The following is a 25,324-nucleotide window of genomic DNA, read 5'->3' as shown; positions in this document are numbered from 1 at the left end:
GTACCGGTACTTAGTTCTACTATGTAGTGGTAGCTAGTAATACTGAGTAGCGAGGGAGGTGTCCGATGGGCAAGCAAATGACGGAGATGCTCAAAGGCACATTGGAGGGCATCGTTCTGGCCCTCCTCACCGGGAAGGCAGCGTACGGATACGAGATCACCACGCTGCTCCGGGAGCAGGGATTTACTGAGATCGCTGAAGGCACCGTGTACGCGCTGCTGGTCAGGATCGAGCAAAAGGGGCTGGTGGACGTTGAGAAGCGTCCGTCCGAAAAAGGGCCGCCCCGCAAGGTATACACGCTCAACACGCAGGGCGAAAAAGAACTGAACGACTTCTGGAACACCTGGAGCTTCTTGTCCGGACGGATTGAAGAGCTCCGCAAGGAAGGAAAATAACATGGCCGCAAAATGGATCGAACTGGTCACCGGATCGCTCGAACAGAAGAAGCAGTACAAGCAGGCAAAGGCCCGGCTCGATGCCCTGCCTGAGCCGTACCTCACCGTAGCAACAGCCTTCAACCGGTACCTGATGTACTACGGCGGCGTCACCGAGGGCGACACCATGGTCCAGATGCTCACGGACTTCGCAGACCTGTGGGAACGCGCCGCAGTAGACGGCACTCCAGTCAGCGAGATCGTGGGCGAAGATCCGGTGGAGTTCGCCGAATCCTTCGCCCAGGCCTACGGCGGAAAGCGCTGGATCGACAAAGAACGCGAGCGCCTCAACAAGGCAATCAATAAAGCGAAGGAGGCGGAATCATGACCGCTGCAGCAATCCGAGTAGAGGGCATTGAAAAGTCGTACAAGGACCTCCACGTACTCCGGGGCGTGGACTTCGAGGTAGCGTCAGGCAGTATTTTCGCGCTGCTTGGTTCCAACGGGGCGGGCAAGACCACCATAGTGAAAATCCTGTCCACCCTGCTTAAAGCGGATGCGGGCTCGGCCACCGTCGAAGGCTTTGATGTGGCCACCGAGTCGCTCAAGGTGAGGCAATCCATCAGCCTCACCGGGCAGTTCGCGGCAGTGGACGAGGTTCTCTCCGGCAAAGAGAACTTGGTGCTGGTGGCGAAGCTGCGCCATTTGAAGAATCCCGGTGACATCGCCGATGATTTGCTCGCGCAGTTCAGCCTCACCGAGGCCGGGTCCCGCAAGGTAGCGAGCTACTCAGGCGGCATGCGTCGTCGCCTGGACATTGCGATGAGTCTGATCGGCAACCCTCAGGTGATTTTCCTGGACGAGCCCACCACAGGCCTCGATCCCGAAGCCCGCCTTGAGGTGTGGCACATCGTCAAGAACCTTGCCAAGCAAGGGACCACGGTTCTGCTCACCACGCAGTACCTCGACGAAGCTGAACAACTGGCGGACCGGATCGCCATCCTTCATGAAGGCCGGATCATCGCCAACGGCACCTTGGCTGAACTCAAGCAATTGCTTCCGCCGGCCAAGATCGAATACGTCGAAAAGCAGCCGAGCCTGGAGGACATCTTCCTTGCTCTGGTGGGCAGCGGCAACACTGCTGCCGGCAACACTGCCGCCGGTAACAACGAGTCAGTAAAGGACAGGTCATGAACACCCACTTCTTCGCAGACACCTCGGTCCTGCTGGGCCGGTCCATGCGGCACATCTTCCGGAGCGTTGACACCATCATCACCACCGCGATCACCCCGATCGCCCTGATGCTGCTGTTCGTCTACGTCTTCGGAGGGGCCATCAGGACCGACACAGAGAATTACGTCAACTACCTGCTTCCGGGGATCATGCTGATCGCCATTGCATCCGGTATTGCCTACACCGCAGTCCGGCTGTTCACGGACATGCAGAGCGGCATCTTTGAACGGTTCCACTCCATGCCGATCGCACGCTCGTCGGTGCTCTGGGCGCACGTCTTGACCTCATTGGTGGCCAACGGACTTTCGCTGGTGATCATCGTGTTAGTGGCATTGCTCATGGGATTCCGCAGTTCCGCCAATGTCCTGGACTGGCTGGCCGTGGCTGGCATCCTGGCACTCTTCACGCTGGCGCTAACCTGGATCGCGATCATCGCGGGCCTCTCGGCAAAGTCCGTTGACGGCGCGGGCGGGTTCTCCTACCCGCTGATCTTCCTTCCGTTTATCAGCTCGGCCTTCGTGCCGACGGAAACCATGCCAGGCCCGGTCCGGTGGTTCGCTGAAAACCAGCCAGTGACCTCCATTGTGAACACCATCCAGGATCTGCTCGCCCAGCGTCCTGTGGGTGGCGACATCTGGGTGGCCCTGGCCTGGTGCCTCGGGATCCTCATCGTCTCCTATGCCTTCGCTACAGCCGCCTACAAGCGCCAGATCGCCTAGGTTCCACCCAGCCACAACAACGGCTAAAGCTCCTCTTTTCCACAGAGGAGCTTTCGCCATGCAGACCGATTCGCCATTGGTCAGACATTAGCTATAGCTTTATCGAACAGATTTGTAACGGCCGTCACCATTGTGGCGGGTCCTTCGAAGGGTTCTTGAACTAATGTCCGACCAGACAACACAGGGGAAGCTCCACGTCTCCAGCAGGGACAGCGAACCTCACCTGTCACGCTCGCTCAGTAACCGCCACATCCAGCTCCTGGCCATCGGCGGCGCCATTGGAACCGGCCTCTTCATGGGCTCCGGCAAGACCATCTCGGTAGCCGGCCCCTCCGTGATCTTCGTGTACATGATCATCGGCTTCATGCTGTTCTTCGTCATGCGCGCCATGGGCCAGTTGCTCCTTTCCAACCTGAACTACAAGTCCTTCAGCGACTTCGCGGGCGACCTCCTTGGACCCTGGGCAGGCTTCTTCACCGGTTGGACCTACTGGTTCTGTTGGGTAGTCACCGGCGTGGCAGACGTCATCGCCATCGCGGGCTACGCCGACGAACTCTGGCCGGGAATCCAGCTCTGGATCCCGGGCCTGGCCACCATCATCATCCTGCTCCTCCTGAACCTGCCCACCGTGAAGGCCTTCGGTGAGACAGAGTTCTGGTTCGCCCTCATCAAGATCATTGCCATCGTGGCACTGATCGTTGTGGGCCTGGTGATGATCTTCACCGGCTTCCAGTCCAACGCAGGAACGGCGAGCGTCACCAACCTCTGGAGCCACGGCGGCTTCTTCCCCAAAGAATTCATGGGCTTCGTAGCCGGCTTCCAAATCGCTGTCTTCGCATTCGTGGGCATCGAGCTGGTGGGTACGGCCGCCGCCGAAACCAAGAACCCTGAGCACAACCTCCCCCGCGCCATCAACGCAATCCCCCTGCGCGTCATGCTCTTCTACGTAGGCGCCCTGATCATCCTCATGTCCGTCACCCCGTGGACCGAGTTCAGAGCCGGCCAGAGCCCGTTCATTGCCATGTTCTCCCTGGCGGGCCTGGGAATGGCAGCTACCGTGGTGAACCTCGTGGTCCTCACCTCGGCCATGTCCTCCGCCAACTCGGGCATCTACTCGACGTCGCGCATGGTCTACGGCCTGGCCAACGACGGCGACGCACCCAAGCTCTTCGGCCGTCTCTCCAGCCGCCAAGTACCCCAAAACGCACTGTTCCTGTCCTGCGTCCTGCTGCTGGCCGGCGTCGCACTTCTCTACGCAGGCAAGGATGTGGGCGTGGCGTTCGACATGGTGACCACCGTGTCCGCCGTCTGCTTCATGTTCGTATGGTCCATCATCCTGGCCAGTTACCTTGTGTACCGCAAGCGCCGCCCCGAACAGCACGCGGCCTCACCGTTCAAGATGCCCGGCGGCATCCCCATGGTGTGGGTGGTTTTCGCGTTCTTCGCATTCCTCGTCTGGGCGCTGACCACCCAGCCGGACACGCTCACCGCCTTGCTGGTGACGCCCATCTGGTTCGCCATCCTTGGAGTGGCCTACGCGGTTGTCCGGAGATCACCCCTGCACCAAGCCCGTGTGGCTGAGTGGAAGGCGATGGCTGAAGCCGAAACCACGGCAACGCGCTAAGTCTTAGCCCGGAAACTAAGTCTTTGCCCGGAAAGCACGACGTCGGCACCCTGGCTTGGGTGCCGACGTCGCTGTTTCTACTTCACTTCATTCCCTGCGGCTAAGCGGTCCGCCGCCGTCGGCTGGCAATGAGTGCCAAGCCTCCAGCAATCAGAAGCGCTACAGCGATCCCGAGTCCAACCATGATTCCGCTGGCACCGGTGTCAGGAAGTTCTCCCGACGTCGGGGCAGGCGGCTCAGTGGCCGTCGGAGCGGGTGGTTCAGTAGCTGTGGCAGCAGGCGGTTCGGTTGCCGTCTCAGCCGGCGGCACAACCACCACCGGCTTCACTACCACCTCACTGGAGTCAGTCCCAGTGGACTCGTCGCCCCCAGGCCCGATGCCAGAGGCAACCACTACGTTGATGTAGGACTGCGTGACATTGCTTTGGGCTATGACCCGGCTGGCTGTCTGGCCCGGAGCGAGAGAGTCAACCGGCTCGATGGACCCCAATGCGGGGTCATCGAATCGGACATCCGTAAGTACCGTATTGCCGGTGTTGGTCACGCTGAGTTGCCAGTAGACAGTCTCAGCCGGATTGATGGTGACAGACTCGCTCCAGGGCCCGTCCCGGTTGGTGGAGACGAGCTTGTCCACCTTCAACCCGGGGATGGCCCCGAAGTAGTACGAATCGTCAGTGGCGTTGAGCTCAGGACCGCCGTGCGGGCTTGCAGCCGAGGCCGTCACAGTGTTCTTGTACTGACCTTCAACAGCCTTGCCGTGAGCCGACAGCTCAACAGAGGCACCCGGCGCCAATGAAGGAATCGTCCCGGAAAATACCTCCTTGCCAGCACTGTCCTTATCCACCACCAGGACATCCGTCAGAGCAAAGTCGCCAGTGTTCCTCACGGTGTACGTCCACTCCACATCACTGCCGGGAACCACCTGCGGCCCCGGAGCAGCCTCAACATCCTCACCATTTGTCGTCTTCACAACGGACAACCCGGCGTTGCCGCTGAGATACCAGGACTCAGCGGTGACTGGTACAGGCTGCTGAGCCAGAGGGGTCCCTCCTGTGTCAGTAGCAGTAGCCGTGGCTGTGGCCGTGTTGTGGTACTGACCTGGCACGGCGGCACCATGGGTGGTGAAGACACGGGTGTCGCCGGGAGCCAGCGCGCCTGTGTCACTGGACGTGGGAGCAAGTGTGCCCGTGCTGCCATCCCCTGCCGAGAAGGCATCTGAAACTGCCACGTTTGTGAGCGGGGTGTTGCCCGTGTTGGTTACCTCGTAGGTCCAGGTCACGTCCGATCCGTTGGCCACGATGGCACCGGGAGCTGACGAGTAGGAGGTTCCGTTGGTCTTCTTCACGATTCCCAGCGCAGGGGTCCCGACCACATCCACGGCCGCCTCATTAGTGGCGAACTGTACCGTTTCCCCGTTATAGGTTCCCGTTGCGACAAGTACGTTGGTTGCCTTCTGTCCGAACCCGGGCTGACCCGGAACTTTGCTGGGAACCACCAAAGTGAAATCATCCCCGGTTGCCAGGACGTCAACGAACATCCGGAAGGCTGTGGCGTTGACCGGATCAGTGGTCCAGCTGCCCGAGGTGGCATCCGTGGCGTCGGTGGAGTATTCGATCTTGGCCCCCGCCGGCGCGCCAGTCACTGGCCCCGACAGGATGACGTCGAAATCGTCGCCCGTTGCTACCGCCGGCAATCGGTCAAAGAGAGTGGCGCCGGTCACCGGGTTTGGCAGGACGTTGTTGACGTAGACCTGCCAGAACGCGGCGTCGTCAACGGTGGTGGCCAAGGACCACGGACCTGTTGCCGAGGAGCTGGACAGCTTATCGAGCAGCAAACCACCGGCGATATTGATCGACACGCGGCCAACGTCTTTGGCGACACTTGCCCGTGCGGCGTCGAAATTGTAGATGTCGTCGCTGAAGAACGGCGCGTAGCCAATCATCGGCACAGTCTGCTCGGCGGTGCCGCCGTCAGCAATTCCGATGAAACGGGGGTCTCCTGTGGAGGCATACGATTCGACCACAACGGAAGAGGTAGCGGGGTCGTAGGCCTTGGCCAGGACAGTGACAGGAATGTCGTACTGCCATCCGGTGTACTCAACCCGGCGGTCAGAAGGTTCCTTCGGATCCCGCATGGGGCTGATGTGATCGTAAGTGAAGGTAATGACCTGCAGTTCACAACCATCTGCATCAGTGACCCGCTCGGTGGAATCCACCGTCACACCGTTGCCGATTGTTGGGATTGGCTCCACGCCCACTGAGAGGTCCGTGATGGGCGTGATGGTCTTCGTGGGATCGTACTGGACGCCGCAGGGAAGCACCACGGACATCGAGGCGTCCGTGTAGGTTTCCGATGGGTTTTGGTTGACGATACCGGCCCTGATGGTTCCGGTGTCACCCACGCTCAGGACCGACGGAACGGTGACGTTGGTGGTCAGGTACACCGAATCCACAGGGGTAAAGACGTCAGATGCCTCGCCTGTCAGGTCACCTGCCTTGAGTGTGGCCGTGTTGTTCACGGGTCCTGGCGCAACACCTGCAGGGCTGTTCGAAGCGAGCACACCCTCGGTGAGATCGCGGAAGACCGGCACACTTCCCACAGTGACACGTACTTCCGAGCTAACGGGCACTGATTCACTGCCAGGTGCAACGGAGATGCGCCATCCTGTCAGAACGGAGCCCGGCGGCAGGTTGAGCGTATTGTTCCCGTTGAAAGTCTCCCAGCCGCTTGATCCCGTGTTCTGGACGGTCAGCGCCATATTGGTACTCGTGGAGGGATCGGCGGCCGCGAGAGTCTGCCACGCATCGGAGTAATCAGTCTGGTACTCAAAGCTGTAGGGCAGGTCTTCCGTAGCCAACACCGGGCTGAAGGCCACGTTGATAGCGGTGACATCGTTGTGGTGAAACCACTCCTCGGACGGGCCACCGGCTGTACCGCTGTCGGTGACAACGAGGTCGTCGGCCCTGGGGCTGTTCCGCGGCCCGAGGTAAGAGCCATTGACATAGGTGTTTCTGGCGATCATGCCGGCGGAGGTCTGGCCTCCTGAAGATTTCTCAATGGCCATCGTCACGCCACCGGCATCAGCAAAGGCAGGGCCCTGCGCAGCGGCGGGTGCACCTGCTCTCACCACACCGTTGGCGTCCGTGGTCTCCAGAGTCACAGTGTTGACCGGAGGCCGCTGGCCGTCTTCCCAGCCAACAACTGCTTCCGGGTACCGGACAGTCAGCCAAATGCCGGTATTGGTACGGTCCAGGCAATAACCCGTGTGGTCGTATCGTTCGTCATTGGTCCAGGTGGCTTGGGGCCAGGCGCTCGTGTCCCAGGTGCCCAAGCCAGTAGAGGCAGAAGCAAACTCGGCGCCGGCGGGGAAGACGTCCGAGAGTTTCTGCGCATAGGTGGAGAAACTCAGGTAGCTTTCCTCCGAGCACACGTTGAACCGGTACGTCACCTCGCGGTGGGTGGAGCCGGTGATGGTGGTAGCCGTCTTCTGAGCCCGGTAGTCATGGGGGCCGGTGACTTTTGACGTGACGGGCCCGGAGGTTACTTGGCCACCGGGTCCGCCCGTACCGGTCATCACGGTATTCAGCGGAAAGCCCTCATATTTGTGCTCGTTGTCCACCTGCGACACCGTGTACACAACGCTGACCAGGTCCTCCGTGGTTTCATCGAGGATCATGCTCAGCACCCGGGTAGTGGGATCGTAACTGTGGCTCAATACGGGCGAGGAGCCCCCGGTGGGCAGCCCCGCGAAGGTAGTACCCTCCGGAAGCGTTGTGGTCATTTCCACACCGGTTGCCGGATGGGAAGAATCAACGCCGCTGAAATCAACGGTGGCCGTGTAATTGTAGTTCTGGCTCAGCGGGACCGTTTCCGGGGCGGAGAGCGAGATGGTGAAGTCCCCGGCGGCTGCCATGGCCGGGGCAACACCGAGCATCAGCGAACCTGCACTGACCGCTACGGCCAGGGCTGCAGCCGGAATCTGCAGGATGGAACGCCTCCGCGACGGTGGTATCCGGGGCCTGGCATTGGAATCCTTCCGCGACCCAGGCGTCTTTTCATGTCGGCCGAAACGGCCCCATGACTGTAATACAGACATTCATAGCTCCCTCGCTAGTCCCGGGCCACACCGCCCGGGGTGCACACAACAGGGTGCGCAAGGGCGGGACAACTCAGGTTTGAAAAAGTGAGCGTTCGCTCTCTTTCTCTTATCTAGTGAGGGCGGTCCCGTAAACGTGACGTCGACTTTTCCGCCCGTAGCCATATGTTGATAACTCCGGAACAGGAGCCGATGAGTGTCAGGCGAAGTAGACACCTATGCGGTTGCCGTCGATTTCCTCAATGCGGATATCGATGTCGTAGACGTCGTACAGCATTCCCGCACGCATGATGTCCGAGGGAGTGCCCTGATGGATGAGGCGGCCGTCTTTCATGGCCAGGATGGTGTCCGAGTAGCAGGATGCGAAGTTGATGTCGTGGACCACCAGGACAATGGTCTTCCCGAGTTCGTCGGCCAAGCGCCGCAACAGTCGCATCATTTCCACGGAATGCTTCATGTCCAGGTTGTTCAGGGGCTCGTCGAGCAACAGGTACTCGGTGTCCTGGGCCAGGACCATGGCAATGTAGGCACGCTGGCGCTGGCCACCGGAGAGCTCATCCACGAACTTGTCCGCCATGGAGGTGAGGTCCAGCTGCCGGATGGCTTCGTCAACGTGCTCAAGATCCTGAACTGTTGGCCGGCCACCACTGTGCGGGAAGCGCCCAAACGCCACAAGATCGCGAACGGTCAACCGCATGGTCAGGTGGTTTTCCTGCCGAAGGATGGCCATGGTCTTGGCCAGTTCCCTGCTGGGTGTCGCTGTGACATCCAAGCCGGCCACGGATACTCCCCCTGCGTCCATGGGCTGCAGGCGGCTGATCAGGGAGAGCAGTGTGGACTTGCCGGCGCCGTTGGGGCCAATGATGGACGTGATGCCGCCGCGGGGGATCTCGCAGCTGACGTCGTCCAGCACGGTGGTGCCACCGTAGCGCTTTGTCACGTTGCGGACAGTAATCATGGGCGGACTCCGCTCATTGCAGCGGTCATTTCAGTGAGCCTTTCAGCAACAGGTAAAGGAAGAGGATGCCGCCAGTGAATTCGATAATCACGCTCAGGGCAGTGGCGAAACCGAACACGCGCTCCAGGAGCAACTGACCGCCCACCAGCGCAATCGCACCGATGAGTACCACCATCGGCAGCAGCCAGGCATGCCGGAACCCGCGGCAGAGCTGGTATCCGAGGCTCACAACCAAGAGCCCGAAGAACGTCACCGGACCCACCAGCGCTGTGGAAATTGCCACCAGCAGCGAGCACGCAAGCAAAACCCGCATCACCACGCGCTTGTGGTCGACGCCTACGTTGATGGCCACTTCGCGGCCCAGCGCCAGGACGTCCAGGGTGTGCCTCGTGCGCCACACGCCGACGCATACCAGGGCCACCAGCACGGCGGAAACACCCAGCAGGCCCGGATCCACGTTGTTGAAGCTGGCGAAGAACAAGTCCTGCAGAATGATGAATTCGCTGGGTTCCATCAGCCGCTGCAGGAGCGAGGAAAAGCCGCGAAACAGGGTTCCCAGGACGATCCCGACGAGCAACAGCAGGTGCAGCGAGCGTGTGGCTCCGGTGAACATCCAGCGGTACAGGAACGCGCTGAAGCCAACCATCAGCAGGATCTCCAGCCCGAACTTCAGCGTTGACGGCGCCGTGGCCAGCGTGGCGGCACCGGCCACGAACGCCAGGGCCGTCTGCACCAGAATGTACAGCGAGTCGAAGCCCATGATGGACGGTGTCAGGATCCGGTTGGCCGTCACGGTCTGGAACAGCAGCGTGGACACTCCCACCGCCACGGCCACCAACAGCATGGCGGACACCTTGATGGCCCGGCGCGGCAGGATGTAGGCGATGTTTCCCTTGAGGTCGATCGTCAGGAAAACAGCAACAAGCACGACGGCGGCAATCGCCAGGATGCCGATCACCAGTCCCGGTGGGGTGCTGCGGATGGCATCGCGCCACCTACCTGGCATGGACCAGCGCTTTCCGGGGGAAACGGGAGCGGCGGCGGGCGCCGTGGACACAGGAGTTTCAGGCATTGCGTTTCCTCAAAAGCAGGAAGAGGAACAGGATGGCGCCCACAACGGACATGACCATGCCCACGGGCACTTCATAAGGGAATCGGATGGTCCGGCCAATGATGTCGCAAACCAGCACGAACGCCGCCCCAAAAAGCGCGGTCCACGGCACGGCCCGGCGCAGGTTGTCGCCGAACAATAAGGAAACGATGTTGGGAACCACCAGGCCAAGGAACGGCACAGCACCCACGGTGGTCACAACAACGGCCGAGATCAAGGAAACGATCATCAGACCCAGCCGCATGGTGCGTGCATAGTTGAGGCCCAGGTTGGTGGTGAAGTCCTGTCCCATGCCAGCCACCGTGAAGCGGTCGGCGGCAAAGAGGCCCACGAGGACCAGGACGGCGACGATCCACAGCAGCTCGTACCGGCCGCGCAGCACTCCGGAGAAGTCGCCGATCATCCAGTTACTGAGCGTCTGGAGGAGGTCGAAGCGGTAGGCAAAGAATGTGGTGACTGCAGCAATCACGCCGCCCAGCATGATGCCCACCAGCGGGATGAGCAGGGTGTTGCGGGCAGGGAGGCGGCGCAGGATCGCTAAGAAGAGCGCGGTTCCCAGCACGGCGAACACGGAAGCCACCAGCATCCTGGTGAGGATCGGAGACTCCGGGGCCAGCACTGTCACTACCAGGATTCCGAGGGTCGCTGATTCCACTGTTCCCACGGTGGAGGGCTCCACAAAGCGGTTGCGGGCCATGAGTTGCATGATCAGACCGGCAACGGCAACGGCCATCCCGGCCAGCACCACAGCCAAGGTGCGTGGCACCCGGGAGACCCAAAAGATTTCCCAGGCCCCGGCGTCGTTCGCCAACAACGCCGGCAGCGAAACATCGCTGACGCCTACGAAAATGCTGCCCACGGCGATCACCAGCACAACGGCAGCAGCCGCAACCAGGCGGGCGGTTTCGCCAGTCCGGTTGCGGCTTGCTGCGGCCGTGGGACGCACGGCTGTAGTTGTCACGTCAGGATTTCAGGTAATGCGGGCTGTCAGGCGACGGAGCCGGCCACTGCGGTGACCATGGCCTGGACGTTGTTCAGACCGTAGCCCACGATGTACCAGCCGGCGGGATCGAGGTTGACGATCTTGTTGTTCTTGGCGGCGTTGGTGGACTTCACGAGCTCGTTGTCCAGGATGGGGTTTGCCGTGGAGCCGGCAGTGCCGATTGCGGTGTCGCGGTTGATGACGTAGAGGATGTCCGGGTTGGTTTCCTTGATGTATTCGAAGGAAACGGCCTCGCCGTGGGCGCCTTCGGACTTGACCTCAGCGGCCGTCGGAACGCCCAGGACGTCATGGATGATGCCGAAGCGGGAGCCGGCGCCGTAAGCGGTGACTTCGCCGCCGGAGGTGAGGACGATCAAGCCCTTGCCGGCCGTAGCTGCCTTGGCCTTGGTGTCGGCAACCGTCTTGTCCACCTCTGCGAGCTTGGAGGCGACTTCGTCTTCCTTCTTGAAGATCTTTCCGAGCTTCTCCGTCTGGGCCTTGAAGCTTTCCATGGGCTTTGCAGCGTCCACGGAGAGGTCGATGGTGGGAGCGATCTTGCTCAGCTCTTCGTAGGCCCCGGAGGTGCGGCCGGAGATGATGATGAGGTCCGGAGCGGCGGAGCTGACAGCTTCGAAGTCGGGTTCCTTGAGTGAGCCAACCTTGGCGTACTTGGCTTCGGAGAACTTCTTCAGCGCCTCCGGGTAGCTGGCTTCGGGAACGCCGGTGGGCTCGACGCCGAGCGCGCTCATGGTGTCGAGGACGCCGAGGTCGAACGTGACAACCTTGGCCGGGTTCACGGGGACGTTGGAGGTGGAGCCCTGTGCGTGCTCGATGGTGATGGTGCTTGCCTCTTCCGGCTGCGAGGACGCGGTGGCGCCGCCTCCACACGCCGTAACGGTCAGCAAGGCAGCGCCTGCAGCCAGTGCCCCAATGTAGCTCGACAGCCTCTTTTTCACGCCGGTACTCCACTCACTAATAAGTCATAGATGTGTTGCCTAATTGCGCTTTGACTCTATTAGTAAGGTGAGGCTAACTTCAAAACCGAAAGGCCCTCCAGCGGGTGAAAGTGAGCGAACTCACTGGTTTTTCTCCCGCTGGAGAGCCTTTGTGACAATCAGTCGGCGTGCTTACGCTTCGGCTTGCCGGTCCTCCACAAGCTTCTGCAGAGCGGGAAACAGCGGGTGCGTCGGCGTCAGTTCCGTAATGCGTTCGACGGCGGCAGCCGCGTCCAGCTCGGACAACATCCTTGCGAGCTCTACGGCTTCGTCGTCGGCACCGTCGTCAAAGCGAAGGGCGGCCGACATAGCTTCAAGGAGTGCCACAGGAGTGACCCCACGCTCAGCAAGCTCGGCCGCTGGACCAACGAAGCGCTCGTGCCGGCCGAGTTTCCGCAAGGGCGCGCGGCCCACACGGTTCACGGTGTCCGGCAGGTGCGGGTTGGTGAAGCGGGACAGGATCTTCTGCACGTATGCTTCCTGCTCGGCCTCCACGAATCCGTGCTTGGCCACCAACAGCTCCTTGGTTTCCTCCAGCACAGCCCGGACCTTCGCCGCCACGGAGGGATCAGCCATGGCATCGGAGATCTTCTCCAGGCCGGCCTGGTAACCGAAGTACGCCGCCGAAGCGTGGCCGGTGTTCACCGTGAACAGCTTGCGCTCGATGTACGGGCCCAGCTCATCCACGAAGGTAGCCCCGGGAATCACCGGCGCGTTGCCGCCGAATGGAGTCCGATCAATGACCCACTCGAAGAACGTCTCCACCGTGACATCCAGGCCCTGACCCGGCGCCTGGTTGGGGACAATGCGGTCCACAGCCGTGTTGGCAAAAACCGCGACGGCGTCCAGGTCGCCGGCGGAGTCGTCCCAGGCTGCCAGGATCTCCGAGTGCAGGATATCCGTGGCGTTGATGGCGTTCTCGCAGGCCATCACCTGGAGGGGCGGCAAGTCCGCGGGGCGCGCTGCCAACCCACGGGCGATCACCGGGGCCACGAACTTCAGGATGTGCGGCCCAACAGCCGTGGTGACCACATCCGCCGTCGAAATTTCCTCAACAACAGCGGCTTCCTGCGACGCGGAGTTGAGGGCCCGGAAGCCGGTGACAGTCTTGACCGCCGGGTTTTCGCCTACCTCGTGCACGTCGTAGCTGCTTGCCTCGGCGAGCTGGCTGATGAGGGCGTCCGCTACGTCCGCGAACACCACCTCATAGCCGGCCTCGTGGAGCAGCAGCCCCACGAAGCCACGCCCGATGTTGCCTGCCCCAAAATGGACTGCCTTCACTATGAGTTGACCTTTCCGAACAGCTCCAACACTTCATCAACCGTGGTTGCTTCCTCCAACTGGGCAACCTGCGCCTTGTTGGTGAAGATCTTGGCGATCGAGGACAGGATATGGAGGTGCTCGTTGTTAATACCGGCCACGCCCACCACAAACTTCACTTGCTTGCCGCCCCAGTCAATGCCTTCGGGGTAGCGGATGATGGACACTGCCGAGTGGTTGATGTGTTCCTTGGCATCGTTGGTGCCGTGCGGGATCGCCAGGAAGCTGCCCATGTAGGTGGACACGGATTCCTCGCGCTCGTGCATGGCATGAACGTAGCTGACGTCAACGGCACCGCGGTCCAGCAGGAGCTTTCCGGCTTCGTCGATCGCTGCGTCACGGTCACGGGATGTGCCGTTCAGGATCACGCTTTCGCGGAGCAGGACACCTTTACCTTCGGCGGCTTGACCGTCGACGGCGGTAGCCGGCTCGGCTGCATGCGCACCATGGGTGGGGGCTGCTGTTGCGGCAGCTGCGGCGGGCTGTGTACCGGCGGCGGGGGTCGCCGTCGTGCCAGCCTCTGAAACCGCGCCTTCAGTGTTGCTGCTCCGGACCAACTCGACGATTTCCTCGTACCGCGGGCTGTTCATGAAGTTGTCCACCGAGTAGTGAACGGCGCTGGCCGTCCTCGGCTGGGCGCGTTCGGTCAGGTCCTGGTGAGTGACCACAACGTCATAGTTGTCGTTGAGGTTGGCGATGGCCGAGTTGGTGACCTTGACGTCCGGGAAACCGGCAGCCTTGATCTTGTTGCGCAGGACCGAGGCACCCATGGCGCTGGAACCCATGCCGGCGTCGCAAGCGAACACGATGTTCTTGACCGGGCGGGTCAGGACAGTGCCAGGTGTGGCGCTGCTGGACTCGCCGGTCAGGGCTGAAGAGACGGAGCTCTTCTTGCCCTTCATGGCTTCCATACGGGAGGTAGCTGCGGAAAGGTCGTCATCGCCCTTGTTCTTGGACGTACGCAGGATGACCGCAGCGATGAGGAAGGACACGGCCGTAGCCAGGATGACTGCCAGGATCACGCCGACGTAACTGTCACGCGAGGTCTGCGCCAGCACGGCGATGATGGAACCCGGCGCCGCAGGAGCTACCAACCCGGAATTGGTGATGGCCATGGTGGCGATGCCGGTCATGCCGCCGCCAATCGCAGCGAGGATGAGGATGGGCTTCATCAGGACGTACGGGAAGTAGATCTCGTGGATGCCGCCGAGGAAGTGGATGATCGCTGCGCCCGGCGCTGAGGCCTTGGCAGCACCACGGCCGAAGAACATGTAGGCCAGAAGGATGCCCAAGCCGGGGCCAGGGTTGGCTTCGAGCAGGAACAGGATGGACTTGCCTTGTTCCAGCGACTGCTGAATACCCAGCGGGGTGAGCACACCGTGGTTGATGGCGTTGTTGAGGAAGAGGACCTTGGCGGGCTCAATGAAAATGCTGGTCAGCGGCAACAGGCCGTTGTTGACCAGGAACTCCACTACCTCCCCGGCGCGGTCCGTGAACCACTTAACCAGGTACGAAAGACCGTAGAAGCCGCCCAACGCCAACGCTGCGCCCCAAATACCGGCGGAGAAGTTATTGACCAGCATCTCAAAGCCCGGACGAATCTTGCCGTCCCAGAGGCGGTCGATCTGCTTCATGGTCCAGGCGCCCAGCGGGCCCATGATCATGGCGCCGATAAACATGGGAGAGTCCGTACCCGCAATCACGCCCATGGTGGCAATGGCGCCTACAACACCGCCCCTGACGTCATAGACCATCCGACCGCCCGTGTAAGCGATCAGGATTGGAAGGAGGTACGTGACCATGGGGCCAACGATGCCCACATTTGGCTTGCCCTCGGCGTCGGTACCAAAACCGCCCAGTTCAGCGACTGGAATCCAGCCCTTTTCAATGAACAGGGCAGTGATGAGGCCCCAGGCGATGAAGGCGCCAATGTTGGGCATGATCATGCCGGACAGGAATGTTCCGAACTTTTGAACACCAACGCGTGCGCTGGTGCGGGGCTTCGCAACGGTCTCTGTTGCCATGTGAATTCCTAACGTGTGTCCCGCTGCGGCGCGGGGTCAGTCGATATAGATCGAGAGAACAGCCTTAGGAGCTGCTGGAAATGCGATGAAGCCACTCGAGGAAAAGCTTCAATTCAGAGCTGGAAAGTTGGTCCGAATGTGAGGCCTGCAGTGCCGCATTCAGGGCGATTGCCGCAACAACCACGGACGACTTACCGGAGTCGTCCGCTGCGGCGCCACGGGCGGTGTCCGTGGAGACAGCAAAAATCATGGAATCCCGGGTCATCGTTGAGAGCTCGAGGTTCCTTTCTTCCACCGGTTCTGCGATCAGCATGAGCGTGACGCCCACGTTGGCCGCCAGAATGCTGCGTGCCGCTTCGCGGGGCGGCACATTGATCTGACCGGAGATAGCGGCCTTGTTCAGCATCTCTTCCAGAAGCGCTTCAGCATCGGCCACGATTGCCGGGCGGCTTTCCGGTCTGATGTTGCCGAACATCACCAGATACAGATGGGGTTGGCTCAGCCCGAACTGGACGTGGTTATCCCACATCCGCCGGACGTCTTCCAAGGGCTCCCCGGACGGTGCGAAATCCCGCTCGCCTGCCACGTATTCTTCAAATCCGGCTGATACGACGGCGTCGAACAGACCTTCTTTGTCGCCAAAGTGGTGGTAGAGCGTAGGCGCCGTGACCCCGGCAAGCTTGGTGATCTGGCGCGTTGAGACCGCTGACCCCTCCGAATTCGCCAGCAATTCGGCAGCTGCGCGAAGCAACCGAATTTTGGGCGGAAGCTGGTCATCGAAACTCATAACCGCTACCCTAGCACCTATAGCGTTGCTATATGAAGTGGCTCACAAAGGAATTTTGTAGGCTAGTTTTCGAGGCTCCCGGTGCCGTCGCCGGCGGGCCTGAACCAACAAGCAGGAACAGAGGATTCAGTGCAGAATTTCCAAGGAGTAGGGGTAAGCCCTGGCCGCATCATTGGTTCCGTCCGCCAGATGCCCAAGCCGGTGAGTGAGCCGCCGTCGGGAGAGCGTTTGGGCGCGGACGTTAGTGCGGAAGACGCCGTCGCGGGCTTGAAAGCGGCAGCGCAGGCGGTCCATGACGAGCTCAAGGGTCGCGCGGACACCGCGTCGGGCGACGGCAAGGCCGTCCTTGAGGCCACTGCGCTCATGGCCAAGGACACCATGCTCCTGAAATCGGCGGCCAAGCTGATCAACGCCGGTTCCTCTGCCGAGCGGGCCATTTGGGAAGCCGGCGCGTCCGTCTCCGAAATGCTGCACAACCTGGGCGGCTATATGGCCGAGCGCGCCACCGATGTCCTGGATGTCCGCGCCCGCATTGTGGCCGAGCTCCGTGGCGTCCCTGCTCCCGGTATTCCTGCCTCGGACACGCCCTTCATCCTGGTGGCCGAAGACCTCGCCCCGGCCGATACTGCGACGCTGAATCCCGCGGTGGTCCTGGCACTGGTGACTTCCGGCGGCGGCCCGCAGTCGCACACGGCCATCATTGCCCGCTCGCTCGGTTTGCCCGCTGTTGTTGCCGCGCACGGCGTTGACTCCGTGGCCGACGGCTCCGAGGTCTACGTGGACGGCGCGGCTGGGTTCGTCGCTGTTTCACCCTCTGAGGAGCAGCGCGCTGCAGCGACGGCGTGGGCGGAAACCTCCGCGACGCTCGCCGAATTCGACGGCAACGGCACGACGGCGGACGGCCACCTGGTGCCGCTTCTCGCCAACGTTGGCGGCGCCAAGGACGCCGTGGCAGCTGCCGCTTTGGGCGCCCAGGGTGTTGGTCTGTTCCGCACCGAGTTCTGCTTCCTGGAACGGGACACCGAGCCCTCTGTGGACGAGCAAGCCGCAGCCTACAAGGCCGTGTTTGATGCGTTCCCGGGCAAGAAGGTTGTCCTCCGTACCCTGGATGCCGGCGCCGATAAGCCCCTGCCGTTCCTCACCGATGCCACCGAACCCAACCCTGCACTGGGCGTTCGCGGCTACCGCACCGACTTCACCACGCCCGGTGTGTTGGAGCGCCAGCTCGAAGCCATCGCGCGGGCAGCCTCGGAATCCGACGCCGACGTGTGGGTCATGGCTCCCATGATCTCCACCGCTGCCGAAGCCGGCCGCTTCGCCTCCCTCTGCGCTGCCGCCGGAATCCAGACGCCGGGCGTGATGGTGGAAGTTCCCTCTGCTGCGTTGACTGCCGCCACCGTCCTGCGCGAAGTCGGGTTCGCCTCCCTGGGCACCAACGACCTCACCCAGTACGCCATGGCCGCCGACCGTCAGCTCGGACCCCTCGCCGAACTCAACACACCGTGGCAGCCCGCCGTTCTCCGTCTCGTGCAGCTCACCGTGGAAGGCGCGGCACAGGAAGGCTCCGGCCGCGAAGGCGACCCCAAGCCCGTGGGCGTCTGTGGTGAGGCAGCCGCTGACCCGGCCCTCGCCGTCGTACTGACCGGACTGGGCGTCACCACACTGTCCATGACCGCACGCTCCCTGGCCGCCGTCGGGACCGTCCTGAAAACGGTGACGCTGGAGCAGGCGCAGGAACTGGCTACTCTGGCGCTCTCCGCTCCCAGCGCCCTTGAGGCCCGCGATTGGGTGCGCGCCAAACTCCCCGTCCTCGAAGAACTCGGCCTCTAACTTTTCGCTTCCGACTTTTAGGAGAAATCCATGCCCGAACGCACAGCCACCATCGCCAGCCGCTCCGGCCTGCATGCCCGCCCCGCCGCCTTGTTCGCCGAGGCAGCCGGCGAGCAGCCCGTGGAGGTCACCATTGCCATGCAAGGCGAACCCGCCGATGACGCGCTCGACGCCGCCAGCATCCTTTCGCTCATGACGCTCGGCGCCGCTAAGGGCGACGTTGTTGTGCTGCGGGCCGAGGGCGACGGTGCCGACGCTGCGCTGGACGCACTGGTGAAGCTGCTGGAGACGGACCTGGACGCGGAGTAGTTTCTCGTGGCCACTACGGGGGTTCCCTGCCAGCAGTGCCGTGCGCACGGCATGTTCAGCAGGGAACCCCCGAAATCCGCCGCGCTAGCTCAGGAACACGGGGCACGCCGGACACGGGCGGGCATCAGGCTAGGCTTCTGCCATGGCATTGATAGCTCCCCGCGCAACAGCCGGCCTTCCCCCCGACGACGCCCGGAATCTGGCGCGCTCCCTCCAGGACAGCAACGACATCACCGTGTTCGTGGACGGCACGGTCCACCGCCTGCCGAACGAGGCGAGGGACGCCGTCGTCGACCTCTTGGCCAGACTGAGCCGAGGCGAAACCGTGACGGTCAGCAGCGTGGAGGAAATGCTCACCACCTCGCAGGCCGCGGAGCTCGCGGGCATCTCCCACACCTATCTGCGCAACATGACAGATCGCGGCGAAATCCCGGTGGAGTACCGCGGAACGCATCGAAGGATCCGGCAGGCTGCCATCATGGCTTGGCTGGAAAAACAGAAGAAGAAGCAGGCCGATGCTGAGGAAGCTGACAGCCACGCGGAAGAGAACGACGCGACACCCTAAGCTCCCCAAAACCGGGCATGCTGTTGAATAGCGGTATGCCTTCACGTTCCCCGTCGATTGTCTGGCCCGTGGTGCACCACGAACGCCGTGCCCTGTTGCAGGATCTGGAGCCGCTGCCGGCCGAGCAATGGCACACCCCGTCGCTGTGTGCCGGGTGGGATATTCATGACGTCCTGGCCCATGTGATTGACAGTGCCAAGACCACGCGGGTGACCTTCATTCGCCGGATGATTGCTTCCCGCATGGACTTTGACCGGGATAACGCCGTAGGGGTCGGGCGCGAAAAAACCGCTGACCCCGCGCAGACGTTGAACGGGCTGCGGGCTGTGCTTTCGCGGACCTCCACCCCGCCGGCGAGCCTGGCCACCCGCCTGGTTGAGGCCTTCGTTCATGGCGAGGACATCAGGCGCCCGCTGGGCATCCGCCGCGACTACCCCGCCGAGCATGTAGCCACCGCACTCAACTACCAGGTCAGGACCACCACCAAAATGGGTGGCGGCAAGGAGATCGCGGAGGGCTGGAGCCTGGTAGCCACTGACACCCCGTTCCACCACGGCACTGGCCCGGCAGTTGAGGGGACCGCCATCGCCCTGCTGCTGGCGGTTTCCGGGCGGCCGATCGGTCGGGATGAAGTGCGCGGACCTGGCGCCCCGGTGTTCCTGCAGCGTTTGGTCAACCCGTGAGCGCGCCAGGCAAGACCCCAGGTTTGCGTTCTGCTGACGTCCACGCTGCGGGACTGACCGGACGGATCCTCTGGGCAGAGGGCACGCCCGCGCCTGAACCGGCCGCTGAACCCCGGAACGAGCCCGCGTACATCTTGATCCATGGGATTGGCGTATCCCACCGCTACATGGCGCGGCTGCACGCAGTCCTGGCTGCGAGCGCGCCGACGTACTCGCTGGACCTGCCCGGATTCGGCGGGACGCCCAAGCCCGGCCATCAGCTCTCCGTGGAGGAGTACGGCGTATTCATAGCCGAAGCCCTCACGTCGTGTGGCATCGATTCCTATGTGTTGGTGGGTCATTCCATGGGAGCGCAGTTCGCCATTGAAGCAGCTTTGCATTCTCCGGAGCAGATCAGGCAGTTGGTCCTGATGGGGCCGGTAGTGGACTCGCGGCACAAGAACATTGGCCGGCAGTCCCTGGCGCTACTCCTGGACGGGCTGCTCCGCGAGAGCCCGTCGTCCAACTGGATCGTCACCTCGGACTACTTTCGGTGTGGGCCGCGCTGGTATCTCGCCGAGCTTCGCGCCATGATGGCGTACCGGACGGAAGAGCGGCTGGCGGGCGTCGGCGTGCCGGTGCTGGTGCTGCGCGGTAGCCGCGATCAGGTGGCGGGCCCGGATTGGTCGCTGCGGTTGTCCAGGACAGTGGCGCAGGGGCGTTTGGTGGAGATTCCGGGCGTCGGGCACGTGGCGCAACACATGAGACCGAAGGCTGTGGCGGATGCCATCCGGAGCTTCGTCACTGCCACGACTCCCCACCGCTAAGCACTGAAGCACGACGCCGGCGCCTGGTTTGGGTGCCGCTTGTCGGGTGGGCTGGTCCCGGCTAGGCTGACGAAGCAAGCGTATTAGTAAGTTTGCTTACGAAAGGGCTGATCGTGACTGACAAAGACTCGAATGAAGAGACCCAGGGCTTCGGTGCCACGGGCGCCACAGGACCCTACGACACGACCTCTGATGCCGATAGCATCCACGACGATCCCGATATGCGCCAGGACGAAGACGAGGACCCCGCAGCTTCCGCCAACCCGGACCCGCTGGACGGCAACGTCACAGGGTTGGAGCCCGGCGGCGGAGTGCCTCCGGGCGAAACCCCGCCCGCGGAAGGCAGCATGAGCAGCGACCAAGGGCACGAGGAGTAACTCCGCTGCCAACCCGCTGTTACGTTGCTGGCCAGCGACGTAGCAGCGGGTTCGCAACGTTCTAGGCGTTGGGCAGCTTCAGGATCTCCCCGAGATCGTACGCAGCGGGCTCTTCCAACTGAGAGTACGTGCAGCTCTCAGGGGTCCTGTCCGGCCGCCACCTGCGGAACTGCGTGGTGTGCCGGAACCTGTCCCCCTCCATATAGTCGTACGCCACTTCGATCACGAGTTCGGGGCGAAGGGGTACGAAGGAGAAATCCTTGCCCCCGCTCCACCGGCTTTGGGCGCCGGGCATGCGCGAACCTCCGGCAGTCTCGTCCTGTTTGGCCCACTCACCCCACGGGTGCTCGCCGAGTTCAATCTGGTACGGCTCAAGCTCTGCCACCAAGGCCTCCCGCTTAGCCATGGGGAACGATGCCACCACTCCCACATGATGCAGGCGGCCGGTGTCATCGTGGAGGCCAAGCAGCATTGAGCCCACAACTTTCGCGGTCTTATGCCAGCGGAATCCCGCCACGACGCAATCCGCCGTGCGCTCGTGCTTCGTCTTGAACATCACGCGCTTGTTGGGCTGGTAGGCGCCATCGAGCGGCTTGGATAGCACGCCGTCCAGTCCCGCCCCTTCCAACTGCACGAACCACTCCTGCGCCCGTTCAAGATCGTTCACCGCAGGAGTCACATAGACAGGGGGCTCGGCTTTGGCGAGCGCGCGTTCCAGGATGCCACGGCGCTCGGAGAACGGTTTGGCCATCAGGTTCTCCTCGCCAAGGGCAAGGATGTCGAACGCAACCATGGACGCCGGAGTCTTCTCAGCGAGCATCCTCACCCGGCTGTCGGCGGGATGAATCCGCTGCTGAAGCACCTCGAATTCGAGCCGATTGCCCTCGATCAGGACGATCTCGCCGTCGAGCACGCATTTGTCCGGAAGGTTCTTTCGCAGCGCCTCAACCACTTCCGGGAAGTAGCGCGTCATCGGCTTCTCGTTGCGGCTTCCCAGAATGATCTCATCACCGTCTTTGAAGACGATGGTCCGGAATCCGTCCCACTTGGGCTCGTAATGCCCAACATCAGGGATGGTCGGAACAGATTTGGCGAGCATGGGCGAGACGGGTGGCATCACAGGCAGGTCCATAGACAATGTCTACCTGCCGGTGCAGCGCGAAGCTAGTGTTAGGCCATGGATATCTTGCTCGTGTTGGCGGCGGTACTTGGCGTCCCGGCCCTGGTGGCGGGACTTTGGTACTGGTCCTCACGGCACAACAACCGTGGGAACGTTCGTCGCGGAGCCACCGGCGGAATGCTGGGAGTGGCCGACGAAATCTTCCGTCCGGAAACACACCAGGCCGTGCAGATCCAGAAGATTCAGCATGAGTTGCCGGCTCCAGCACCGGCCCCGAAGCCTAAGTCATAGAACCCTGTCGCTTGGTCAGGCCTACCGCCCGTTACATTAATGTGACTTTACTTTCCAGCTCATGTACCGTCGTAAGGCGACCCATATCTCCGCTGGGCCGCTTCCGGATTGACGCCGAGCTCTGCCGCAATCCGGGATCCGCCAGACCCGCGGCAGAGGCGGGGGACCCAGAGTTCCCGGGCTTGGTATCCAAGTCCTTGGGGTGAAGCCGCTCAGGCGGCCGGACGGCCTCGTCCGAACCCGACAGCTAACCTCGAAGGCGTTGAGAGGCAACCACCATGTCCCCAACCATGGATCAGCCGCGCCGCCCCCACACTGAGGACGGGCGCACCAAGCCAACCGGACGCCGTCGGGCCCAACCCAGCGGATTCCTTGACAACACACCGGCGGATTCCGCCGATTCGCCGCAGAACCCGGCACGCCCCGAAAATTTGGAAGGCACAAGCACGACGCCGGAGCCCGCCAAGGCGGCCACGCCCACCATCGCGACCCCCGCAACACGTGCGGAACTTCGTGCGGCCGAACGTGAGCGCGCTGCTCAGGCTGTGATTGCGCCTGAGTCATCGGCAGCTCCGAAGTCCACCACACCGGGACCCCCTACTGCTGCCATTCCCATCGTGCCGCCGGGCATGAAAGCAGATTCGCGGGATGACAGCTCCCGGGAACCCGCAACGGCAGCTATTCCATTGGTGCAGCCTGCACCACAGGAACCCGTAACTGCGGCCATCCCCGTGGTCTCTGCCCTCGATGAAACCGCGAGCACGCCGGAACCCGCTGAGTCCCCGCGCGGCAAGTCCCCGGCGCAGGTTGCCGCTGCTGCAACAGCCTCGGCATCGCTGGCAAGCCGTAAGGATGCCCGGAAGCAGGCAGCTGCACCCACCAAGTCCGGCTTCGGCTCCACGTCCTCTATTAGTCGTGAACCACAAACCGTCCTGCGAAAAGCAGCCTCGGTCAAACACATGAGCCAGCGCATGGCCGTGGTCGCAGGCGCCTTTGGCCTGGTACTGACAGCCGGTGCTTTGGGACCGGCCCTTGATCTTCCGTTCTTCGGCCAGGAAACCCCTGCGCAGGAAGCCAGCGGGGGCCATGCTCGCAGCTCAGGTTCGGCGTCGCCCGGGCCCAAGGCTTCCTACACCACGGCGTCATCTCCATCAGCCTCGACGCCATCAGGGGCAAGTGCGACCTCGGAAGCCGGCCAGCCCGCGACGGTCGCCCAGGCACCCGAGGCAGTGCCGGCGTCGTCGGCTCCCACCCCTCAAGTTTCGCTCGCTGACCCGGTATGGGTTCCGTCAGCAGCGCCGTCCGCAGTCCCGTCTGTTCCCGGTGCGGCCACCCCCGCCCCCAGCCAGCCGGCACCCGCGCCGAGCGAGGTGCCCTCGGATACCATCACCACACCGCCTGCGCCGACACCAACCGTCACTCCCACGCCAACGCCGACCCCCACTGGCACTCCCACACCGACTCCGACGCCCACGGATACTGCAACGCCGACGTCCAAGCCGAAGCCGGGAAAGCCGACCGCCGCATCGGCACCGCAAACCAGTGAGTCGGCGCTTCAGGACATCCTGGATGCGGCACAGAAGGTCCTCGGTTGAGCACGCGCCTGCCCCGAACCTCCACCCACGTGGGGTGGCATAGCCGGTACTGCAGCAGCAGCCGGACTGCCACGTTCCGTCGGCGGATGGGACGCTGGAGTTGTCAGCGTTTGCGGCGCTCCTAAGGCAACGCCACATACCTTCAGAGCACTTACAAGAGGAGGCGGGCACCCGGCCGGGTGCTCGCCTCCTGGTGTTTAAGTCGGTAGTAATGTGGGCGAGCTTAGGGCCTTAGATGCGCGGCCGCCCTGCCCAGCGGCGCGCCTTCAGTGCGGCATGCAATTCGAGCCGGATCGCGCCACTCAACGGATCAGCACCGATGAGCTGGCGGATCCGCCCGAGCCGGTTGTAAATGCTGCTCCTGTGGAGGTGAAGCTTGGCGGCGACATCCTGAACTGAGCCGTCGTTGTCATAGAGCAGTTCCAGGACAGGCAGGAGCTCACCGTTCTTATCGTGATCCTCAAGTGCCCGGAAATGCACCGATCCCGTGTCATCCCACCCGCCCGGTGCCACCAGACGATCAAAAAGTTGATACACACCAACAGCCCGGCTATCCACGAGCTCCCCCAGGGGCTGATCCACCGATGCAGCTTGCGCAGCAACCTTGGATTGCCGATAGGCGCCCGATACCTGCCGGATGACTTGGAAGGGCTCACTGATTCCCAGGATCACCCTGTCCACCTTGCGGCCTGCGCGTTTCGCGAGCTCCAGTTGGTAGTGCACCAGCACCTGGGCGTGGTCCGCCCGGCCGCCCGACTCGCGGAACAGGACCACCGAATGCGTCTCCGTTCCCGCGCTGAACAGGGCCGCGTTGACGCCGATGGTGGACTGCAGTGCCGCAGATCGATGCGTCAGGGTAGCGGCAATGGGGTCGACGTCGGACCTCGCGCCGTCGGGGTCGAGGATGGTCACCAGTTGCCACGGACCGCGGCCTTGGATTTCCTTCCAGCCTGCCACAGCGGCCACGGCGTTCGATTCGCCGCCGCAGGCTGACAGGAACTCCTGCTCACGCCTTCTCCGAAACTCCGATTCGGCCGTGTTGGAATCCAGGAGCAAGCCCGCCAACAGATCCAGCTCGTCACGCACGCCGGGCAGCTCGGCGAGTATCGCCGTCGCACTCTGTTCTTCAAGGTCCAGCTGCACCCACAAGTACCCCACACGGAAGCCCCGGACCAGGAGTGGCACGCAGACGCGGCCCAACATGCCGAGTTCGTCGTTGGCGGGAACCACCACGGGACGCACGGCAGTGGAGATGCCGTGAGCAAGCTGCCAGGCGCTGACGTCGCTGGGAACCCGCTTGCTCAGAAGGAAGTTCACGCGGACCCGGTCGGCGTGGGATTGATTGGAGCTGTAGGCGAGCAGAACGCCGTCGAGGTCTTCCAGGGACAGCCCGCGGCCCAGCTTCAAGGCCACCCGTTCAACGATCTGTTCCACGTCCTGCTGCATCCTCCAAAGCGTACCAACAGCAGGCGACACTTGACGCTTCAGTGCTCGACAAATGTCGAGCTCACCCGGCCAAGATCCT

Annotated in this window: 23 protein-coding genes and 1 riboswitch; of the genes, 13 read left to right on the top strand and 10 right to left on the bottom strand. The window is 62.6% G+C overall.

Annotated features, from left to right (window positions below):
* Positions 1-65 precede the first annotated feature (65 nt).
* From ACIQH5_RS07440 to cycA, 5 genes are all read left to right on the top strand, one after another.
* Entirely contained in the window at positions 66-395 is a 330-nt protein-coding gene (locus tag ACIQH5_RS07440) for a PadR family transcriptional regulator (RefSeq protein WP_400401664.1), read from the top strand.
* Between the two features lies 1 nt (position 396).
* Positions 397-762: a DUF1048 domain-containing protein gene (locus ACIQH5_RS07435; protein ID WP_400401662.1), complete on the top strand. Its 366-nt coding sequence runs from the start codon at positions 397-399 to the stop codon at positions 760-762.
* Positions 759-1,568, top strand: coding sequence for an ABC transporter ATP-binding protein (locus tag ACIQH5_RS07430; RefSeq protein ID WP_400401660.1), 810 nt, complete (start codon positions 759-761; stop codon positions 1,566-1,568). Before ACIQH5_RS07435 ends, ACIQH5_RS07430 begins: the two co-directional genes overlap by 4 nt.
* Positions 1,565-2,326, top strand: a complete 762-nt coding sequence (locus ACIQH5_RS07425; RefSeq protein ID WP_024818521.1) for an ABC transporter permease — start codon at positions 1,565-1,567, stop codon at positions 2,324-2,326. The genes ACIQH5_RS07430 and ACIQH5_RS07425 overlap by 4 nt, the downstream gene beginning before the upstream one ends.
* 163 nt (positions 2,327-2,489) lie before the next feature.
* Positions 2,490-3,950, top strand: coding sequence for a D-serine/D-alanine/glycine transporter (gene cycA, locus ACIQH5_RS07420; RefSeq protein ID WP_400401658.1), 1,461 nt, complete (start codon positions 2,490-2,492; stop codon positions 3,948-3,950).
* A gap of 100 nt (positions 3,951-4,050) precedes the next feature.
* Here the strand turns inward: cycA and ACIQH5_RS07415 are convergent, their stop codons facing one another.
* From ACIQH5_RS07415 to ACIQH5_RS07380, 8 genes are all read right to left on the bottom strand, one after another.
* A complete protein-coding gene (locus ACIQH5_RS07415) occupies positions 4,051-8,046 on the bottom strand; it encodes an LPXTG cell wall anchor domain-containing protein (RefSeq protein ID WP_400401656.1) in 3,996 nt (1,331 codons plus the stop codon).
* A 199-nt stretch (positions 8,047-8,245) separates the two neighbouring features.
* Positions 8,246-9,004 (bottom strand): ABC transporter ATP-binding protein, encoded by a 759-nt coding sequence (locus tag ACIQH5_RS07410; RefSeq protein ID WP_400401654.1) that lies wholly within the window; start codon positions 9,002-9,004, stop codon positions 8,246-8,248.
* Between the two features lie 25 nt (positions 9,005-9,029).
* A complete protein-coding gene (locus ACIQH5_RS07405) occupies positions 9,030-10,076 on the bottom strand; it encodes an iron chelate uptake ABC transporter family permease subunit (protein ID WP_400401652.1) in 1,047 nt (348 codons plus the stop codon).
* Positions 10,069-11,076: an ABC transporter permease gene (locus tag ACIQH5_RS07400; RefSeq protein ID WP_400401650.1), complete on the bottom strand. Its 1,008-nt coding sequence runs from the start codon at positions 11,074-11,076 to the stop codon at positions 10,069-10,071. The genes ACIQH5_RS07405 and ACIQH5_RS07400 overlap by 8 nt, the downstream gene beginning before the upstream one ends.
* Before the next feature lie 26 nt (positions 11,077-11,102).
* Complete coding sequence (locus ACIQH5_RS07395) at positions 11,103-12,053, bottom strand: siderophore ABC transporter substrate-binding protein (RefSeq protein ID WP_400401648.1); 951 nt, start codon at positions 12,051-12,053, stop codon at positions 11,103-11,105.
* A gap of 171 nt (positions 12,054-12,224) precedes the next feature.
* Complete coding sequence (locus ACIQH5_RS07390; RefSeq protein WP_400401646.1) at positions 12,225-13,373, bottom strand: mannitol-1-phosphate 5-dehydrogenase; 1,149 nt, start codon at positions 13,371-13,373, stop codon at positions 12,225-12,227.
* Entirely contained in the window at positions 13,373-15,436 is a 2,064-nt protein-coding gene (locus tag ACIQH5_RS07385; RefSeq protein ID WP_400401644.1) for a PTS mannitol transporter subunit IICBA, read from the bottom strand. Before ACIQH5_RS07385 ends, ACIQH5_RS07390 begins: the two co-directional genes overlap by 1 nt.
* Positions 15,437-15,500: 64 nt before the next feature.
* Complete coding sequence (locus ACIQH5_RS07380) at positions 15,501-16,223, bottom strand: TetR/AcrR family transcriptional regulator (RefSeq protein ID WP_014923084.1); 723 nt, start codon at positions 16,221-16,223, stop codon at positions 15,501-15,503.
* 129 nt (positions 16,224-16,352) lie between these two features.
* On the opposite strand from ACIQH5_RS07380, the gene ptsP reads away from it, so the two are divergent.
* The 6 genes from ptsP to ACIQH5_RS07350 all read left to right on the top strand — a co-directional run bounded on the left by ptsP (position 16,353) and on the right by ACIQH5_RS07350 (position 20,793).
* Positions 16,353-18,053: a phosphoenolpyruvate--protein phosphotransferase gene (gene ptsP / locus ACIQH5_RS07375; RefSeq protein WP_400401642.1), complete on the top strand. Its 1,701-nt coding sequence runs from the start codon at positions 16,353-16,355 to the stop codon at positions 18,051-18,053.
* A gap of 30 nt (positions 18,054-18,083) precedes the next feature.
* On the top strand, positions 18,084-18,362 hold the full coding sequence (locus ACIQH5_RS07370; RefSeq protein WP_089596564.1) for an HPr family phosphocarrier protein: 279 nt from the start codon (positions 18,084-18,086) through the stop codon (positions 18,360-18,362).
* Between the two features lie 142 nt (positions 18,363-18,504).
* Entirely contained in the window at positions 18,505-18,927 is a 423-nt protein-coding gene (locus ACIQH5_RS07365) for a helix-turn-helix domain-containing protein (protein ID WP_400401640.1), read from the top strand.
* A 17-nt stretch (positions 18,928-18,944) separates the two neighbouring features.
* The gene (locus ACIQH5_RS07360) at positions 18,945-19,610 is read left to right on the top strand and encodes a maleylpyruvate isomerase family mycothiol-dependent enzyme (RefSeq protein WP_400401638.1); all 666 of its coding nucleotides are present in this window, start codon (positions 18,945-18,947) and stop codon (positions 19,608-19,610) included.
* On the top strand, positions 19,607-20,416 hold the full coding sequence (locus ACIQH5_RS07355) for an alpha/beta fold hydrolase (protein WP_400401636.1): 810 nt from the start codon (positions 19,607-19,609) through the stop codon (positions 20,414-20,416). The genes ACIQH5_RS07360 and ACIQH5_RS07355 overlap by 4 nt, the downstream gene beginning before the upstream one ends.
* A 113-nt stretch (positions 20,417-20,529) precedes the next feature.
* Positions 20,530-20,793 (top strand): DUF6480 family protein, encoded by a 264-nt coding sequence (locus ACIQH5_RS07350; RefSeq protein WP_024818537.1) that lies wholly within the window; start codon positions 20,530-20,532, stop codon positions 20,791-20,793.
* A gap of 61 nt (positions 20,794-20,854) precedes the next feature.
* Here the strand turns inward: ACIQH5_RS07350 and ACIQH5_RS07345 are convergent, their stop codons facing one another.
* Positions 20,855-21,925 carry an ATP-dependent DNA ligase gene (locus ACIQH5_RS07345; protein WP_400401634.1) on the bottom strand — a complete coding sequence of 357 codons (1,071 nt, stop codon included), beginning with the start codon at positions 21,923-21,925 and terminating at the stop codon, positions 20,855-20,857.
* Between the two features lie 45 nt (positions 21,926-21,970).
* Here ACIQH5_RS07345 and ACIQH5_RS07340 point away from each other — a divergent pair, with 45 nt between their 5' ends.
* Entirely contained in the window at positions 21,971-22,204 is a 234-nt protein-coding gene (locus tag ACIQH5_RS07340; RefSeq protein ID WP_400401632.1) for a hypothetical protein, read from the top strand.
* Positions 22,205-22,333: 129 nt separating this feature from the next.
* Positions 22,334-22,480, top strand: a riboswitch (cyclic di-AMP (ydaO/yuaA leader).
* Between the two features lie 2 nt (positions 22,481-22,482).
* On the top strand, positions 22,483-23,799 hold the full coding sequence (locus ACIQH5_RS07335) for a hypothetical protein (RefSeq protein ID WP_400401630.1): 1,317 nt from the start codon (positions 22,483-22,485) through the stop codon (positions 23,797-23,799).
* Positions 23,800-24,030: 231 nt separating this feature from the next.
* Here the strand turns inward: ACIQH5_RS07335 and ACIQH5_RS07330 are convergent, their stop codons facing one another.
* Positions 24,031-25,245 (bottom strand): PucR family transcriptional regulator, encoded by a 1,215-nt coding sequence (locus ACIQH5_RS07330; protein WP_400401628.1) that lies wholly within the window; start codon positions 25,243-25,245, stop codon positions 24,031-24,033.
* Positions 25,246-25,324: the final 79 nt, after the last annotated feature.

The organism is Paenarthrobacter sp. NPDC091711, assembly GCF_044756605.1.
In the GTDB taxonomy this organism is placed as follows: domain Bacteria; phylum Actinomycetota; class Actinomycetes; order Actinomycetales; family Micrococcaceae; genus Arthrobacter.
Note: the sequence above shows the minus strand (reverse complement) of the source record. Positions and strands in the feature narration are given on the sequence as shown.

Excerpts from the sequence above, each read along its gene's own strand:
- ACIQH5_RS07425 (WP_024818521.1), top strand. The coding sequence starts at position 1,565 with ATGAACACCCACTTCTTCGCAGACACCTCGGTCCTGCTGGGCCGGTCC.
- ACIQH5_RS07360 (WP_400401638.1), top strand. The coding sequence starts at position 18,945 with ATGCTGTTGAATAGCGGTATGCCTTCACGTTCCCCGTCGATTGTCTGG.
- ACIQH5_RS07380 (WP_014923084.1), bottom strand. The coding sequence starts at position 16,223 with ATGAGTTTCGATGACCAGCTTCCGCCCAAAATTCGGTTGCTTCGCGCA.
- ACIQH5_RS07365 (WP_400401640.1), top strand. The coding sequence starts at position 18,505 with ATGGCATTGATAGCTCCCCGCGCAACAGCCGGCCTTCCCCCCGACGAC.
- ACIQH5_RS07385 (WP_400401644.1), bottom strand. The coding sequence starts at position 15,436 with ATGGCAACAGAGACCGTTGCGAAGCCCCGCACCAGCGCACGCGTTGGT.
- ACIQH5_RS07415 (WP_400401656.1), bottom strand. The coding sequence starts at position 8,046 with ATGTCTGTATTACAGTCATGGGGCCGTTTCGGCCGACATGAAAAGACG.
- ACIQH5_RS07330 (WP_400401628.1), bottom strand. The coding sequence starts at position 25,245 with ATGCAGCAGGACGTGGAACAGATCGTTGAACGGGTGGCCTTGAAGCTG.
- ACIQH5_RS07435 (WP_400401662.1), top strand. The coding sequence starts at position 397 with ATGGCCGCAAAATGGATCGAACTGGTCACCGGATCGCTCGAACAGAAG.
- ACIQH5_RS07410 (WP_400401654.1), bottom strand. The coding sequence starts at position 9,004 with ATGATTACTGTCCGCAACGTGACAAAGCGCTACGGTGGCACCACCGTG.
- cycA (WP_400401658.1), top strand. The coding sequence starts at position 2,490 with ATGTCCGACCAGACAACACAGGGGAAGCTCCACGTCTCCAGCAGGGAC.
- ACIQH5_RS07340 (WP_400401632.1), top strand. The coding sequence starts at position 21,971 with ATGGATATCTTGCTCGTGTTGGCGGCGGTACTTGGCGTCCCGGCCCTG.
- ACIQH5_RS07370 (WP_089596564.1), top strand. The coding sequence starts at position 18,084 with ATGCCCGAACGCACAGCCACCATCGCCAGCCGCTCCGGCCTGCATGCC.
- ACIQH5_RS07440 (WP_400401664.1), top strand. The coding sequence starts at position 66 with ATGGGCAAGCAAATGACGGAGATGCTCAAAGGCACATTGGAGGGCATC.
- ACIQH5_RS07430 (WP_400401660.1), top strand. The coding sequence starts at position 759 with ATGACCGCTGCAGCAATCCGAGTAGAGGGCATTGAAAAGTCGTACAAG.
- ACIQH5_RS07335 (WP_400401630.1), top strand. The coding sequence starts at position 22,483 with ATGTCCCCAACCATGGATCAGCCGCGCCGCCCCCACACTGAGGACGGG.
- ACIQH5_RS07345 (WP_400401634.1), bottom strand. The coding sequence starts at position 21,925 with ATGGACCTGCCTGTGATGCCACCCGTCTCGCCCATGCTCGCCAAATCT.
- ACIQH5_RS07405 (WP_400401652.1), bottom strand. The coding sequence starts at position 10,076 with ATGCCTGAAACTCCTGTGTCCACGGCGCCCGCCGCCGCTCCCGTTTCC.